Consider the following 15,847-nt stretch of genomic DNA (forward strand, 5'->3'; position numbering starts at 1 on the left):
ATTTACGTCGGCATGATGGTTGATAAACCTCTAATACCCTATTGACTCAAGGTCTTGTCTTGCATGTTGAGATGACAAGCAATACTATCTCCTCGTACTTTAACGAGGCCGAACAGTGGGAAGTATCGCAATCGAGACCGACATGCATCCTAATATTTTATATCATCGACCTCATTCGTATTTCCACATGACAGTGATTACCAATCCAATTATTTTATGCACACACAATCTGACCTAAACCGTCAGGCCAATCGAGAAGCATATTGGGCGATATTACTTGCTCTATGCTATTTTGCCTGGTGGTACATTAGTGCTTATGTTTTTTCTGGCCCACAAGGTCAAACACAACTACCAGATTTGTACTGGGGTATGCCGCTATGGTTTCTTTTATCCTGCGTTTTTGGTCCGATACTTTTTACCGTCTTGTGCGCCCTAATGGTGAAGTACCTGTATAAGGATATCCCGCTAGATAAACACGACGACAAACATAAAGATGAACGTTATGAATAGCCAACTTATTATTCCTTTGTGTTTGTATCTTGTCGCGGTTTTCGCTTTGGCATTTCTCACCCGCCGATATCACAAGCCAGGAAATTTTCTCACAGAATACTTCGTCGGCAGCCGCAGCATGGGAGGCTTTGTACTTGCCATGACGTTGGCCGCAACCTATGCCAGTGCCAGCAGCTTTATAGGTGGGCCGGGCGCCGCTTACAAAATGGGGCTAGGTTGGGTACTACTGGCGATGATCCAATTACCAGCCACTTGGCTGACTCTCGGTGTATTGGGGAAAAAATTTGCAATTGAAGCGAGACGTCACAACGCTCTTACCATCAATGATATGCTGTATGCCCGATTTAAAAGCCGCAAAGTGGTTATTTTTGCTTCCCTTGCCCTGCTTTTAGCTTTCTTTGGAACCATGGTAGTACAGTTTGTTGGGGGAGCACGTCTACTGCAAACTGTACTAGGGATAAGCTACCAAAATGGGTTACTGTTGTTCGCCTGTACAGTCGGTTTATATACGACGATCGGGGGGTTCCGAGCGGTCGTTCTTACTGACACCGTACAGGGAATCATGATGATCATTGGCACCATCGTCCTGCTTGTGGGTGTCATTCATGCAGGCGGAAGTTTAGAGGCTCTCGTCACCAAGCTTCACTCCATTGACCCAGATTTAGTCACACCGTATGGTCCAGACCATTTCCTTAGCCAACCGTTTATTCTTAGCTTTTGGGTTTTAGTCTGCTTTGGTGTGATTGGCTTGCCGCAAGCCGCCGTGCGTTGTATGTCATACAAAGACAGCGCATCTCTTCATAAAGGGATGGTGATCAGTACGGTAATGATTGCATTGGTGATGTTCGGGACTCACCTAACTGGCGCGTTGGGTCGAGCAATCGTACCTGAGGTCTCTAGCCCAGACCAAATCATGCCTACATTGATGATGACGGTTCTCCACCGATGTTTGCAGGCATCTTTCTTGCCGGTCCCATGGCAGCGATTATGTCGAGTATCGATTCGCAACTGATACAGGCATCATCAACACTACTTAAAGATCTGTATATTAACTATATCAATCCGGAAATCGTCAAAGAGCAAAGCGCAGATCGCAAGCTAAATCGCATTTCAATGTGGACAACTGGCATTTTCGCTGCTCTGGTTTTTGTTGCAGCGACGAATCCACCAGACATGATTATCTGGCTAAACCTTGTTGCATTGGGAGGACTTCAAGCAGTATTCCTATGGCCACTGGTTCTTGGCTTATATTGGTCAAAAGCCTCGGCGACTGGCGCTTTCAGTTCCATGGTCATAGGACTGGGTGTGTACATCAATTTGGTTTGGTTCAAGCCTGACATGGCAGGTCTCCATCCCATTGTTCCGACCATGATTTTGGGGTTACTGGCTTTTGTCATTGGTAGTTTAATTAAACCCAACGCCGTTGATGGTCAGAAGCGACTCACTCACTCCGACAGTGTTCGCGATGATTTGAACACATCCCATAGCCATATGTAATCACTTGTCTTAGTGCAGTTGGTATAGGTTAACGACTCCGCTGGCTGCACTAGACAAAGTGCTTTACCATGCCAAGAATCAGGAACGCATTGTGAGCCACGAATGAGCAATAAAAATTACAAAAATCTCAGTATTCTTCTAAAACTCAGTACCTTTGTTTCACCTTACAAGTGGCGTGTGACTGCGGCATTAGTCGCCCTAGTTACCACCGCCAGCCTGACATTATCGGTAGGGTATGGGGTACGTATTCTTATTGATCAAGGATTTGCACAACAGTCATTGCAACAACTGACCAGTGCGATTCTGTTTATTGTTGCGATCACACTATGTATTGCTACGGGCACTTTCTTCCGCTTCTATTTGGTATCATCCGTCGGAGAGCGTGTGAGCGCGGATATTCGTCTTGCCGTGTTTAACCATGTCATTTCTCTGCACCCTAGCTATTTTGAAACCAACAGTAGCGGCGATATTATGTCACGTCTTACTACTGACACCACCTTGCTACAGAGCATCATTGGTTCATCATTTTCAATGGCCATGCGTAGCGCAATTATGTGTGTTGGGGCTATCATCATGTTATTTGCCACCAACTTTAAGCTCACCCTGATTGTGCTGGCATCTGTACCATTTGTTCTCGTGCCCATATTAGTTTATGGGCGTCGAGTGCGTGCGCTGTCGCGTCAAAGCCAAGACTCAATGGCCAATATGGGCAGCTATGCCGGTGAAGCAATAGAACACATTAAAACCGTACAAAGCTTTAGTTCAGAGCAACATGAAAAAGCCGCGTTCGCAGTAGAAGTGGAGAAAGCGTTCGAGGTAGGAAAGCAACGGGTGAAGCAGCGCGCTATTTTAATATCCGGCGTGATTGTCATTGTATTCAGTGCCATTTCAGGCATGCTTTGGGTAGGCGGCAGCGATGTTATTCATGGCAATATGTCTGCAGGTAACCTTGGAGCATTTGTTTTTTATGCCATCATGGTCGCATCTTCAATGGCCACCATTTCAGAAGTGCTTGGCGAGCTACAAAGAGCAGCAGGTGCGACCGAAAGGTTGATTGAGATCCTTCAAGTCAACAGCGATATAAGTGCGCCAGACCACCGATTCCCGATTAGCGATACGTTGCCTGCAGAAGTGACATTTAACTCCGTTCATTTCAACTACCCTTCTCGCCCGAACCAGCCAGCGATTAAACAACTTAACTTAACCGCGGAACAAGGTAAAGTTCTAGCGTTAGTTGGCCCTTCTGGTGCAGGGAAAACAACAATATTCGAACTGTTACAGCGTTTCTACGACCCACAACAAGGCCAAGTTTTGTTAGGAGGAGAAGATATTCGCCAGTTCGATCCTAGCGATCTTCGCCGCCAAATGGCTCTCGTACCACAACAGCCGGCATTATTTAGCAAGATGTGTTTCACAACATTCGCTACGGCAACCCAGAAGCAACGGATGAGCAAGTGTTTGAAGCGGCAAAAAAAGCCCATGCGCATGAATTTATCGAGAAACTACCCGAAGGCTATCATAGCTTTTTAGGTGAGCGGGGCGTAAGACTCTCGGGGGGCCAAAAACAGAGAATCGCGATCGCTCGTGCCATCCTTAAAGATCCAAAGATTCTCCTGCTTGACGAAGCGACCAGTGCACTCGATAGCGAGAGCGAATATCATGTTCAGCAAGCACTCGAAGCGCTAATGAAAAACCGTACCACACTGATCATCGCGCATCGTTTATCAACCATCCAACATGCTGACAAAATAGCAGTATTAGACGGTGGCGAGTTGATTGATATTGGCGATCACCAATCATTGATGCAAAGCTGCGAACTGTATCAAAGGCTCGTGGCATTGCAGTTTAAACACTTAGACTAAGCAATCGAATTTGGGGCTAAACTGACTAAGCCCTATTTGGCAGCGCACTGTCTCGGTGTTTCGAGTGCGCTGATTCAAATCAACTCAATATGCCCCCTTTCCTTCGCCCTTTCTGTACGTTGTCCCCTTATTTTTGAACACGCTTCGCTGATACGCGTTGTACTTATTTATGCGACTCAACGTCTTAATCATGGACTCAGCGATTAAACCTGTAACTTCAAGTTTTTATGTTCCGCAAAGAAATCATATCTCTCAAATACAGGAACTGTTTCAAAATATTGCTGAAGTTGATTCAGCAATCATAATTTATGCCAATTCCTCACTGTCATGTTATCAACATCACAATGCCACTTATTGCGCATTGTACCTGTCTACGTTAGGCGTATGTTTTAACTGAATCGATTCAGCTTTGCCATTTCACAACAATTAAGGAAAGAACATGAAAATCAAGTCAACGTTAGCTGCTGTATTATTTGGTTTGACCGCGATGAATGCCCACGCAGTTGAGTTTGTATTAACCGACGCCGCACAGGGAAAAGACGTCGGTGACTGGCTCGTCAGCAGCGATTCTCTGAAGTTGAAAAGTGATACGCCTTTTTCCATAGAAAAACGCCGCTTACATGGTGGTAAGCAGATGGGTGTTGATATCCTCGTTGTCAATAACGGCGATCTCACCATTACACTTGTCCCAACTCGGGGGATGGGCATACTGAATGTAAAACGTGACAATGAACGTGTTCTAGGATGGGACTCACCGGTAAAAGAAGTCGTTAATCCGGCATTTATCGACTTAGAGAGTCGTAATGGTCTTGGCTGGTTAGATGGCTTTAACGAAATGCTTGTTCGCTGTGGCTATGAATGGACTGGTCACCCGGGCGTCGATGACAACGGGCAACTACTGAGCCTTCATGGACGTGTTCAAAATACTCCTGCTTCAACAGTGAAAGTTATTATCGATGATACACCACCACATAAAATAACCGTCGAGGGCGTGGTTTCAGAAAGAACCTTTAAAAAGGCGGAATTGGAAACATTAACGAAACTGGAAGTCGTCCCGGGAGCAAACTCTTTCGCTCTTCATGATACGTTGACAAACAAAGCAGACTACGATGATGAGTATCAGATCATTTATCATTCCAATTTTGGACGTCCTATCTTGGAAAAAGGCGCGAAGATCACGGCCGCAGCCAGTGAAATCTCACCATTTAACGACTACGCTAAGGCGGGATTAGAAGATTGGCAAACCTATCTGGGCCCAACAAAAGACTTCGATGAAATGGTATTTAACCTAAAGCCAATTGGCGACTCGGAAGGCAACTCTTTGGCTGTGTTGCACAACCAGTCTGGTAATCAAGGTGTGTCAGTTGGTTTCAACATTGAGCAACTCCCGGTACTCACACTGTGGAAGAATACCGACACGGAACAACAAGGTTATGTGACTGGGATTGAGCCTGGTACTAGCTATGCTTACAACACCAAATATCAACGCCCTCTGGGTTTAGTTCCAACAATTAAAGCGGGCGAAAGCAAGCAGTTTGATGTTACTTATACAGTACTTGGTGATAGCAATGAGGTTAATTCGGCGCTAGACACCGTCAAAAGCATCCAGAAAGGTCTGTCAGTTAAGAAAGTTGCACAGCCCTTGGTAGATTTAAGCAAAGTTGAGTAAGCCCCACGTTGCTAAAAGGGCCAGTTTGTTGGCCCTTTCTTTTCAACATCTTATGAAATAAAACCATCGAGCATTCGATCACGCACACAGTTATCATATTGAGTATGTCTTTTTAAGCCAACTTAGCCCCGTTTGGTAACGCCATATCCACAAAGGTATTCTGAATAGGTACTTGAAGTTCGTCATCAAAGTTGATTGATATAGCGACACACAGCTTAATAAACTCTACCGTTCAAAATAACAAATTTGAGGTAGATAGAGTTGAGGGTAAGCCAAACTGCAACAACTTCTATTTAAACAACATAAAGTTAAGGGTTGACAGTGACGAAGTCCTGCGTAAAATTCGAAGTCAGTCGGACTGTAGCGCAGCTTGGTAGCGCACCGTCATGGGGTGTCGGGGGTCGCTGGTTCGAATCCAGTCAGTCCGACCATCTTTCCTTTATATGCACAGCACTCGTTGGTACGATTGTATTCATACCCATGGTAGGTATCGCTGCGATTCACCCCTTAATCAACTCACTTTTTCCTTTAATGTCAGTCTACGTGCTTCACTTTGAATTTCGCCACATCCTATAACCTTTCTGCCTCATCGCTTTACCCAGTAAATGAGTGGCAACAGGCGCGGTTAGGAAAATAAACAACATAGTGCCAAGTGTACGCGAAATAACCGTATTATCAGGAATCGATAGTGCTACAGCCAAAAGTAATGAAGCAACACCAAATGTGCCCGCTTTAGTCGCAGCATGCATACGAGTGTAGAGATCCGGCATACGCACAATTCCTACGCTGGCTATCAAGATAAACAGGCCCCCTAAACACAGCAAAATGCCAATAAACAATTCCATTACTCCTCTCCTTCTCTCTTCGCGATCAGCCGAGCAAAAGCGATAGTGCCGAGAAATGCCACCAAACCAAGTGTAATTGCGATATCTAACAACGACTCTTGTTTACTATCCAAGGTGTACACGGCGATGAACCCAATCGTGACAAAGGATATTAGGTCAAGAGCAACGACTCTATCCGCCAGTGTTGGTCCCAAGGTCAATCGCACTAATGCCAAGGCCGCACTGAGCAATAAACCACCATAAGCGAAGACAATACAGATTTGCAGCCAACTATCCACGAGTCACCTCCAAAATACGCCGTTCCAAACCCTCTTTGATTTCACGAATAACCTTATCATGCTCAGAGGCAAACATAGCATGCACCACAAGGTGTTTTTTGTCAGGCGTGACATCCAAACTCAACGTACCAGGCGTTAAAGAAACCATATTGGCAAGAAGCGTGATTTCTAAATCCGTCTTTGCATCGAGTGGCACGTAAACAATATCCGGCTCACTTAAATGTGTGGGAGTTATCACATCCCAAGCCACCTGAACAACCGATCTCACCATTTCCCAGAAGAAGTAAATGAGTAAGAACAGAAGTGCACCAAATACTCGAAAGTAACCACTGTGACGCCTAAATGGCAGGCTTAACCTTAAGGCGAAAAAACCAACGATAAAGCCAATGAGAAAATTGCCGATGGTATAGCTTCCATTTAACAGCATCCAAGCGATGGCAAGAAAGAGATTGAGAAAGAAGTAAATCATTCACGACCTCCCAACACCGCTCTGATGTAATCGTTAGGCTGTAATAACTGTTCTGCGGCTTGCACTGCAAACTGATATAAGGGTTCAGCAAACAGGCCGATAAATAAACTGAACGTGGTCAGTATTGCTATAGGTACGCTGTACAAATATAGAGTTGATTTGGCTAATTCATGCTCTTCAGCACCGCTATCCGCTTTTTTCCAAAATACAGCGTTCCAAATTTTACTCATAGAAAAGACCGTTAATAAACCGACCAATAACGCAGTCCCTGCTAGCCAATATCCCTCGGTCACTAAACTTGCCTTAATCACCAAAAATTTGCCCCAAAAACCGGACAAAGGTGGAAAACCCGCTAACGAGAATGCGGTAACCAAGAAGAAAAATGCTAACCAAGCATCGCCTTATACACACCGCCTAACTTTTCGAGCTTGCCAGAGCCGTATTTACGCTCAATCAGGCCTCCAATCAAAAATAGATTCGCTTTCACCAAAATGTGGTGGATGATATAAAAGATACCACCAGCAATCGCTAGAGGTGTATAGATCGCAAGTCCCATAATCATGTAACCAATTTGACTAATGATATGAAACGAAAGGATTCGCTTAATATCAAACTGACTTGCAGCTCCAAGCACCCCGGTCAGCATAGTTAGGGCAGAGATCCACATTAACGTCGACTGCCAACCACTCTCGGGGAGTGGAAACACTAACGTGAACACCCGCATCAATGCGTAGACGCCAACTTTGGTCAGCAACGCTGCAAACAAAGCGACCACCGCGCTTGGTAAGGTATGGTACGAAGCCGGTAACCAGGCAAATAGTGGAAACAAAGCGGCTTTGATAGCAAAGGCGAATAGAAACAGGCCAGCAAGCAATACTTTTGTTTCTGGCACAATCGACGCGGCTTTAGTGTGGAGATCCGCAAGGTTTAAGGTACCGGTTGCCCCGTACAAAAGCCCTATAGCCAACAAAAAACATAAAGTAGAGATAAGATTTAAAATCACGTACTTAACGCCAGCATCGATCTGGCTCTTATCCGCATCCAAAATCATCAGGCCAAAGGAAGCAATCAACATCACTTCAAACCAGACATAAAGATTGAATACATCACCCGTTAGAAACGCGCCATAAATTCCCGCAAGCAAGACATGCATTAATGCGTGATACGTTCCGTAAGATCGCTTGTCTCGAATATCGCCTACCGCATAAAACGTACAGATCGAACCAATAATTGCAGTAACCATCACCATGGCGACAGTCAATAAATCAGCAACAAATACAACGCCAAACGGGGCACTCCACTGGCCAAAGGCAACCGATTGTGGACCCAACTGCATGATATCGTTCACCAGAAAAACGGCGACTGCTAGCGTAAAAAGCGTACTCGCGCAGCTAACACCTTGGGCAAGATTCGCATTCTGTTTGGTACAAAACACTGCGATCGCCGTCAGAATTGAGGTCACGATCGGTAAGGTTAACCACATCGTCGTCATTCATCCTCCTCTGAGCAGCGCATCTTATCAATATCTGCCGATCCTGTTTCTGAATACGCTCGATAGAGCAAAATCAACGCAAAAACCAACAAACCAAAACCAATGACGATGGCCGTCAGAATTAATGCATGCGGTAACGGGTTGGCAAAGCCATCCGGTGGTAGCTTCGCGTTTGCATCAATGAGAGGGGGCTGTGACGCCGTTAAACGTCCGGCAGTAAATATCGCGAGATTGACCGAGCTGCTGAGCAGAATTAGCCCAAATAAAATCCGTAACACATGTCGTTCGAGTAAAAGGTAAATACCCGCAGAAATAAACACACCAACGACTAAACTCCACAACACTTCCATCAGTCGAGCACCTCATTCACGTGTAATAGCATTCCTAAAACGCCGCCGATAACCGCAAAATAAATCCCCAAGTCAAACAACAATGGCGTACCAATCGGCAGGACTTCTTTCCACCACAACCCCGTTAAGAAAGGCAAATTAAAAGCAACACTCAATAAGCCTGCACCTAGGCTGAGTAAAATACCGAACATAGCAATGCTTAATGGGGAATAGTACAAACGCTCTCTTACATATTTTGGAGACTCAGCAAACATCAACAAAGCAAAGCCTATCACCGCAATTAGCGCACCAATAAAACCGCCGCCCGGTTCGTTGTGTCCGCGCAGCAGCAAATAAAGAGAAAACACCAACATCAACGTAGAAACAATGTGCGCCGTGGTGGCAAAGATTAACGAGTGAACAGGAGTCCGCTTAGGGTTACTCATGGTGAGTAGACTCATCGCGGCGATACCCGCAATGACAACTACCACTACCTCTCCCAACGTATCCATGGCACGAAAATCCACGAGTATGACATTAACGATATTCCGACCATGTCCACCAGGGACACTGTTGCTGGCAAAAAAATCGGCCAACGTTGGGTCCAGTGGTTGGGCGGTGATATTGAGTAGCAAAGCAGAGACGGAAAAGCCGATGCTACCTGCTATCGTGGCGTGCAATACTCGTCGCCAATTAGAATGTTTCGTGACTGTGGAGAGCTTTGGCAAGTGACGCATAAGTAAAACCACAAAGACCAACATTAGGGTTTCAACTAATAGCATGGTTTTCGCAACATCGGGGGCGCTGTACAACATGAACACCAATGTCGTCATAAAGCCCACCATACTCAGCGCCGCAACCGCCAACATTCGTGACGCCGTCACAACGCAAACAACAACAGCGGCGATGAGTAACAATGCAATCGCCACTTCATAGAAGTGAAGTGCCGACAGTTCGGTAAATCGAGAGATTGGTACCAATGATAGATTGCTGATCAACACGATGGCCAAAACGAGGCTAAACAACAACACGTAACGACTTAATCGTTTTTGCTGCAACGCGTGTGTTTGCCATTTAGCTACGTGTACCAATCCATCGATCAATCGGTCCAATACTCGGTCAGCTCTAGGTAAAGAGAATGAGGTTTTTTGCGAGATAGACAGAATGGACGGATAAAACGCGAAGATGATTCCTCCAAGTACCAACGTAGCAAGCTCAAAAGCAATGGGGGATTTATTCCCTCCCATAACTTCGCCGCTTCAGGTAAAGCATTCGGTAGAATCGATACGACACCAGGAATAACGACATGACTGTTGACCCAATCAAGCCATAACAGTGGCACAATCACACCACCCAACGAGAGCAACAGTGCAGGAACCCATAATCCTTTCACTTTCTCGACGTGTTTTGTAGAAACAGGTGAACGTTCGGAAGACGCAAAGAAAGGCTTATAGATAAACGCAATCGACACCGCCACCATGATCGCATTAACCAACAATAACAGTACAGTGATGATATTGGTGAGCTCTAGCCCTGACTTGTACATGTATTCCTTGCTTACAAAACCTAAAAACGGGGGCAAGCCTAATTTAGACAGTGCGGCCAAAGTACCGGCTACCAAACTAAAAACCAAAACGGTCTTAAGGCCATGAAGCTGAGTAATGTCTCGGGTTCCGGTGGATTTATCGATGTTCCCAACCACCATAAACAGAGCGGCCTTATAAAAGGAATGGGCTAAGATAAACACCAACGCAGCCTTTATTGCCGACTCAGTTCCCATTCCGAGCAACAACACAAGCTTACCTAACGCCACGTTAGTGCTGTAGGCAAGCATCAGTTTTAGATCGGTCTGTTTTAGTGCTAAGCACGCGCACCAAATAGCGGTCACCCCACCGACAGTGCCTAATGTAAAGAACCAAGCATCACTGTGTGAGTAGATCGGAGACAATCTCGCTAAAAGGTAGACGCCGGCTTTTACCATCGTAGCTGAATGCAGGTATGCGCTAACAGGCGTTGGAGCAGCCATCGCGTTGGGCAACCAAAAATGGAACGGAAACTGAGCGGACTTGGTGAATGCCCCTATTAAAATGAGCACAAGAGAAGGGATAAACCAATGGTGTTGAGCAATCACTGCGGCTTGCGAAATGATGACACCTATCTCATAACTGCCCGCGATTTGCCCCAATAAGATTAACCCCGCTAATAGGCTAGACCGCCTGAACCTGTCACCAACAGGGCCTGCAACGCTTTGTGGCGAGATTGTTCCTTCTCATGATTGAAGCCAATCAGTAAATAGGAGGTAATGGTCGTGAGCTCCCAAAATACGAATAGCAACAATATGTTATCGCTCAACACCACCCCCAACATGGAGAGCATAAATAACGTGAGGTAAAGGTGAAAAGAAAAACGAGCCCCATGGTCACGCATATAAGCAAGGGCATAGAATTGTATCAGTGTACCGATACCACTGATCAAACATGCAAACAAAAACGATAAACCGTCCAGGCGAAAGCTGAGATTAATATCGAGACTTGGAACCCACTCGATATACCAACCCACCCCTTCGCGGCTGTATGCATTGAGAACACACAGTAAAATGATGAATGACAACAACGGAAAAATCATCAGTAAAAGCGTGTCTTTTTTCCAGTGCAGAGTTCGGTTGTTAGTATTATGGTTATTCAATATCGCCATCCATGGTTATGATGCGCGCCGCACCATTCAACTGTTTGGCTCACTCGCATCTTATAAACGATTTTGACCTGTAAAAAGCTCTTGAGACTGACCCTTAGCCCGAGCACAGCAGATGAACGAACTAAGGGAAAAGAGTATCTACTTCAACGTAGACCGATATTCCGATAAATTCTAGTTACTTAACATCGGAAGTGACATACGTTTTGAGATCGTTGTGATGCGTGTATTTATCTTCATCCTGCGTAAAACTTAGCGAGTCATAGCAACAATCGCCAATCTCGTTTCTCGGGCATACTAGAATATTTGCTCGCTCTACCATTTCAGTTCGACAGACTGGACAATAAGTTTTCATACTCCCCTCCTTTACACACTAAAATTTAGTAACCAGTTCAACCTTAGCTCACTCCTCCTAATTCATCGTAATCACATACAGTAAATGATACCAACCATAGTAAACTACGTGATTGGCGACACAAAACCTTCCGGCTTCATTGCCACCAAAGAGCAGTTTATCGATTGAAGGATGTTTTCTGCAGTATTGCCGATAACAAACCCTGCAATACCAGTTCTCGCTAACGTGCCCATCACAAGCACATCAATTTCTAATTCATCAATGATGTCGGGTATCTTATCGTCGGCTTTACCATGAAGAAGGTGGAACACCATTTCACCTGCAATCCCAGACTCGTCAATAAGACTTTGCAATGCTTGCTCGTGTTTAACTTTTGCGTTGGACACTTCTTTATCAAGTTGCGCATCTTCTACTTGAATCCACATGTTTCCATCCAAGTAGTTTTCCAAATAGTATTCCCAGCAAGAAATGACATGCAATCGACTATCACAAGTATCAGCAATGGAGCGAGACAGCTCTAACAACCTTAACGACAACTCATGTTGCTCATCACTCGTCCTCATTGGGTCAATCGCGACAGCAATACGGCGCTTATTTCGCGGTTTATCAATTCGACGATGTAACCAAACTGTACAAGGGCATTTTCGCAGTAACGTCATATCAATGGCTTTAAAGCCTTCTGCCCCTTCATTTAAAGGCTCTGCCTCTTTGATGATCAAATCGTTGTGATGAGAAATCGCTTCCTGAATGATGCAAACAGCAGGCTGTTGGCTACTTTTGACGGTCAAGGGAAACGGAACTTGCTCTTCAGAAACGTTGTTTTCTACTCGTAACGCTTTGACACGCTCGAGTAAGGAGTCGTACAGAGATTGTTCGTATCTTTGTTGATATTGAACCAAGTGGGTCGGAAAATCTTGACAAGCAATAAGGCCTGTCACGGGGACACTATTGTTAGCAGCAATTCTGATCGCTTGCCCTAAGGCATCACTGTGCCCTGGAAGTCCTTGAGTAGCAAAAAGTATGTTCTCAAAACGTTTCATACACACCTCCTTTACTGGTTAATTCTTAACCAGTAAAGGTTTTTTTTCTAGTCAGGATTGTAACGGTTAGTAACTGAGCTCAACTGATGCACTAACCTGCATACATTGGTAGCATAAAAAATTAATGACCGAAATGCCTCTATCCAAGGTACATTAACTTGGTTGCCTTATTTAATCGTTATCTGCGTTTTTAGGTATAAGTCCTTCAACTAGCGCTTTTCGCCATTGTTCTGTAAATGGATCGTAAGCACCAAAACCAGAGCTGTACTCCCAGTAGTTCCAGCTATACCCTCTCTTTTCAGCTTCTCTGGTAATGAATGCTGTCCAAGCGCGTTGATCTTCTCGCGCAGAGTATTGACTGTAGACACCAAACTCACCAATGTTAATTTCAAATCCATGGCCAGGTTCAGCATTCCATGTATCCACGATATTTAAGTAATCGAGCAGTACTTTCTGCTGCGACTCTGTCGCCAACCAACGTGTCCCAATCCATGCATCGGCCCCATCTACCCAAGAAGCCCCCTGATGAGTGAATTGAAACGGTTCGTAGAAATGCACCGTAATGATTGTATTATCGGGATTAGATGATTTAGGCAGTTCCAAATAAGGTAGCTTAGATACCCCACCCCAATCTGCAGGCCCAATCATGACTTTACGTTGGCCAAGTGCGTTGTTTTGAGTAACAGCATTTGCATTCCAAACGATATCGGTGAGATCTGAAATTAAACTATTCCATTCCTTAACGGTGACATTTTCATGGGGTTCATTAAGAAACTCAAAAATCAGTTGGTCTTGATTATATTGGCTTATAGGAAAACGCTTAGATAGTTGGTTCCAAAACTTCAATAGTCGTGAACGTTGATAGTCAAAATCTTTATCATCGTAAAATAGTTCGTCAAAATGGTGAGTATTGATGATTACTTTTAAGTCTTCCTGAATAGCTTGATCAACCACTTCTTGCACACGTGACAAGAAAGCGTCATCGATAGTATTAGGATCATTAATCAACGTGTGTGCACTCCAGCGAACAGGGATCCGTACACTTGAAAAGCCAGTTTGGCTGATGTTTCTAAAGTCACTGGCCTGAATCGTCAGGTTATTATTCCACTCCCCTTCATAAGTGGGCGACTCAAGATAATTCCCCATATTGATACCACGGCCAAGCGCAGTAACGTTAAGCCCTTTGCTGTCATTCCAATGATACATATCTGTGTAATAACGACTATCTAGAACAACCGATTGTTCACCTTTATCGCTGCTACCCGAGCCACAGCCCATCAACGTGATGAGACTTAACATTGCCACGCTTGTTACTTTTATCTCACGAAACATAAAACACTATTCCTTTAAAACCCAATAGCCATGAAATGTCACTCCAATTGGCAACCATTAAATAAACTTTTTATATCTACAAGCAGCTCTAAACTGCTATTTATGAATTTGTGTACATTACAAAGCCACCTCACTCATAGGAATGAGATGGCAATATTGGTTTACCCTGATTCGATGCAGAACGGCTTAATCGCTATAATTTTCTGCAAGGAGACGAAGGATCATAGCTGTCACCTTTACCTTCGATTGAAACATTTGCAAAGGAGAACTCCAGATTGTTCATGCTGTCCCACGGTCCAGAAATATAGATTGCTTTTTTAACTTGAGTTAAATTGCTTTGAGGAATGATTGATGCAACAGGAATCTGGCAGCGATACCACTCATCATCGCTTGGCACTATTACGTTATCCACGGTAAAGAACAGGCCGAAATCTTCAGTCACTCCATCCATGCGAATCTGAAGGCCATTCGTTTCTCCGTAGCTTTTTACTTTCAAATCGAGACTAACAAGATCGTCTTGGTAAGCAGAGAAATCCATATCAGAATCGTCATTTCCGAGGAATACACCGCCATTCTCTGAAGATGAGACATTCACAACTTGGTTTTCCTCTGTCACGACAAAACCGAAACTATTTAATGGGTAAGCAGACGAATAATCTTGAGCCTGGCTAATATCACCTGAGTAATATAGTGCAGCGTCTCCACTATTAAGAGCCGGAGCATTGTTCACACCAAGCTCCACATCATTATTACTGTCACCATCGCTATCACTGTTACTATCAGAAGTCGAAGCACAGCTATCAGCGTCCACGACGGTTTCTTGATCTGTAGTTAATCGATAAGTGACATCGGTAACTTCGAAGTCAAATGACTCTTTGACATCCAGATGGAAAGGGGTACCCACTTGTGTAAAGTCGACCGCAGTAGCGCCATCGAAAGGTTTCAAACATGTCACTGGAACGCTAAGCGTTTCCCATTCTCCGCTTCCTATTAGCGGATTACTCAACTCGAGGCTGCTTCTGTTTGGCCACTCATTATCAATCGAAACCACCATTGATTCAGGTGCATCACTTTTCGCGCGAACTTTAAACTCTAGATAACCAGTCTGATAACCGCTTAGATCCGTTGCTGCTTCGGACTTAAGCATGAATAAGTGACTTCCAGTACCTGTAACTTGGATATCTGCGGTATCACTTTCACCATTATTATTGATCAGCACAGCATTGATATCTGCCAAGCTAGCTTGGGTCTCGCTGACTTCAACGACCTTCCATCCATCGTTCTCAGACTGAATCCACGGAGATATGCCAGCCATTGCATCTACGCCAAATAGTTTGAGATCATCACCGCCCGAAACATCTGCTTGATTATCGTCATTATCAGAATGACATCCAGAAATAGCCATAGCCATCGGTATTAATGGTAAAAGGATAAATTTTTTACTTATTTTTTTCATGATAACTCTACACTCTCGTTAA

Annotated in this window: 10 protein-coding genes, 1 tRNA gene and 4 pseudogenes; 5 read left to right on the forward strand and 10 right to left on the reverse strand. The window is 44.6% G+C overall.

Annotation, left to right across the window (positions count from 1 at the left end):
• The first annotated feature begins 216 nt into the window (after positions 1 to 216).
• The 5 genes and pseudogenes from SU60_RS01390 (at position 217) to SU60_RS01410 (ending at position 5,969) form a co-directional block, all read left to right on the forward strand.
• Positions 217 to 510, forward strand: coding sequence for a YhdT family protein (locus SU60_RS01390; protein WP_041153976.1), 294 nt, complete (start codon positions 217 to 219; stop codon positions 508 to 510).
• Positions 503 to 2,007 (forward strand): annotated as a pseudogene (panF, locus tag SU60_RS01395) (sodium/pantothenate symporter). Before SU60_RS01390 ends, panF begins: the two are co-directional and overlap by 8 nt.
• Positions 2,008 to 2,109: 102 nt before the next feature.
• Positions 2,110 to 3,869 (forward strand): annotated as a pseudogene (locus SU60_RS01400) (ABC transporter ATP-binding protein/permease).
• Between the two features lie 439 nt (positions 3,870 to 4,308).
• On the forward strand, positions 4,309 to 5,538 hold the full coding sequence (locus SU60_RS01405; protein WP_041153977.1) for an aldose 1-epimerase family protein: 1,230 nt from the start codon (positions 4,309 to 4,311) through the stop codon (positions 5,536 to 5,538).
• A 354-nt stretch (positions 5,539 to 5,892) separates the two neighbouring features.
• Positions 5,893 to 5,969: transfer RNA gene (locus tag SU60_RS01410), tRNA-Pro, on the forward strand.
• A 117-nt stretch (positions 5,970 to 6,086) separates the two neighbouring features.
• Here the strand turns inward: SU60_RS01410 and mnhG are convergent.
• The 10 genes and pseudogenes from mnhG to SU60_RS01460 form a co-directional block, all read right to left on the reverse strand.
• Entirely contained in the window at positions 6,087 to 6,383 is a 297-nt protein-coding gene (gene mnhG / locus SU60_RS01415) for a monovalent cation/H(+) antiporter subunit G (protein ID WP_041153978.1), read from the reverse strand.
• Entirely contained in the window at positions 6,383 to 6,661 is a 279-nt protein-coding gene (locus SU60_RS01420) for a cation:proton antiporter (protein WP_041153979.1), read from the reverse strand. Before SU60_RS01420 ends, mnhG begins: the two co-directional genes overlap by 1 nt.
• Positions 6,654 to 7,130 (reverse strand): Na+/H+ antiporter subunit E, encoded by a 477-nt coding sequence (locus SU60_RS01425; RefSeq protein ID WP_041153980.1) that lies wholly within the window; start codon positions 7,128 to 7,130, stop codon positions 6,654 to 6,656. The genes SU60_RS01420 and SU60_RS01425 overlap by 8 nt, the downstream gene beginning before the upstream one ends.
• Positions 7,127 to 8,622: pseudogene (locus SU60_RS01430) on the reverse strand (proton-conducting transporter transmembrane domain-containing protein). The gene SU60_RS01425 and the pseudogene SU60_RS01430 overlap by 4 nt, the downstream one beginning before the upstream one ends.
• The gene (locus SU60_RS01435) at positions 8,619 to 8,972 is read right to left on the reverse strand and encodes a Na+/H+ antiporter subunit C (protein ID WP_041153981.1); all 354 of its coding nucleotides are present in this window, start codon (positions 8,970 to 8,972) and stop codon (positions 8,619 to 8,621) included. Before SU60_RS01435 ends, SU60_RS01430 begins: the two are co-directional and overlap by 4 nt.
• Positions 8,972 to 11,576: pseudogene (mbhE, locus tag SU60_RS22185) on the reverse strand (hydrogen gas-evolving membrane-bound hydrogenase subunit E). The gene SU60_RS01435 and the pseudogene mbhE overlap by 1 nt, the downstream one beginning before the upstream one ends.
• Before the next feature lie 244 nt (positions 11,577 to 11,820).
• Complete coding sequence (locus SU60_RS21885; protein ID WP_164833019.1) at positions 11,821 to 11,997, reverse strand: hypothetical protein; 177 nt, start codon at positions 11,995 to 11,997, stop codon at positions 11,821 to 11,823.
• Positions 11,998 to 12,101: 104 nt separating this feature from the next.
• Positions 12,102 to 13,037, reverse strand: coding sequence for a universal stress protein (locus tag SU60_RS01450; protein WP_041153983.1), 936 nt, complete (start codon positions 13,035 to 13,037; stop codon positions 12,102 to 12,104).
• 171 nt (positions 13,038 to 13,208) lie between these two features.
• Positions 13,209 to 14,369 (reverse strand): glycoside hydrolase family 5 protein, encoded by a 1,161-nt coding sequence (locus SU60_RS01455; protein ID WP_052481448.1) that lies wholly within the window; start codon positions 14,367 to 14,369, stop codon positions 13,209 to 13,211.
• A gap of 193 nt (positions 14,370 to 14,562) precedes the next feature.
• Entirely contained in the window at positions 14,563 to 15,825 is a 1,263-nt protein-coding gene (locus tag SU60_RS01460; RefSeq protein WP_041153984.1) for a putative glycoside hydrolase, read from the reverse strand.
• Positions 15,826 to 15,847: the final 22 nt, after the last annotated feature.

It is taken from the genome of Vibrio mytili (assembly GCF_000830505.1).
GTDB lineage: Bacteria > Pseudomonadota > Gammaproteobacteria > Enterobacterales > Vibrionaceae > Vibrio > Vibrio mytili.

Coding starts and splice junctions, on each gene's coding strand:
- SU60_RS01390 (WP_041153976.1), top strand. CDS start 217: ATGCACACACAATCTGACCTAAACCGTCAGGCCAATCGAGAAGCATAT.
- SU60_RS01405 (WP_041153977.1), top strand. CDS start 4,309: ATGAAAATCAAGTCAACGTTAGCTGCTGTATTATTTGGTTTGACCGCG.
- mnhG (WP_041153978.1), bottom strand. CDS start 6,383: ATGGAATTGTTTATTGGCATTTTGCTGTGTTTAGGGGGCCTGTTTATC.
- SU60_RS01425 (WP_041153980.1), bottom strand. CDS start 7,130: ATGATTTACTTCTTTCTCAATCTCTTTCTTGCCATCGCTTGGATGCTG.
- SU60_RS01435 (WP_041153981.1), bottom strand. CDS start 8,972: ATGGAAGTGTTGTGGAGTTTAGTCGTTGGTGTGTTTATTTCTGCGGGT.
- SU60_RS21885 (WP_164833019.1), bottom strand. CDS start 11,997: ATGAAAACTTATTGTCCAGTCTGTCGAACTGAAATGGTAGAGCGAGCA.
- SU60_RS01450 (WP_041153983.1), bottom strand. CDS start 13,037: ATGAAACGTTTTGAGAACATACTTTTTGCTACTCAAGGACTTCCAGGG.
- SU60_RS01455 (WP_052481448.1), bottom strand. CDS start 14,369: ATGTTTCGTGAGATAAAAGTAACAAGCGTGGCAATGTTAAGTCTCATC.
- SU60_RS01460 (WP_041153984.1), bottom strand. CDS start 15,825: ATGAAAAAAATAAGTAAAAAATTTATCCTTTTACCATTAATACCGATG.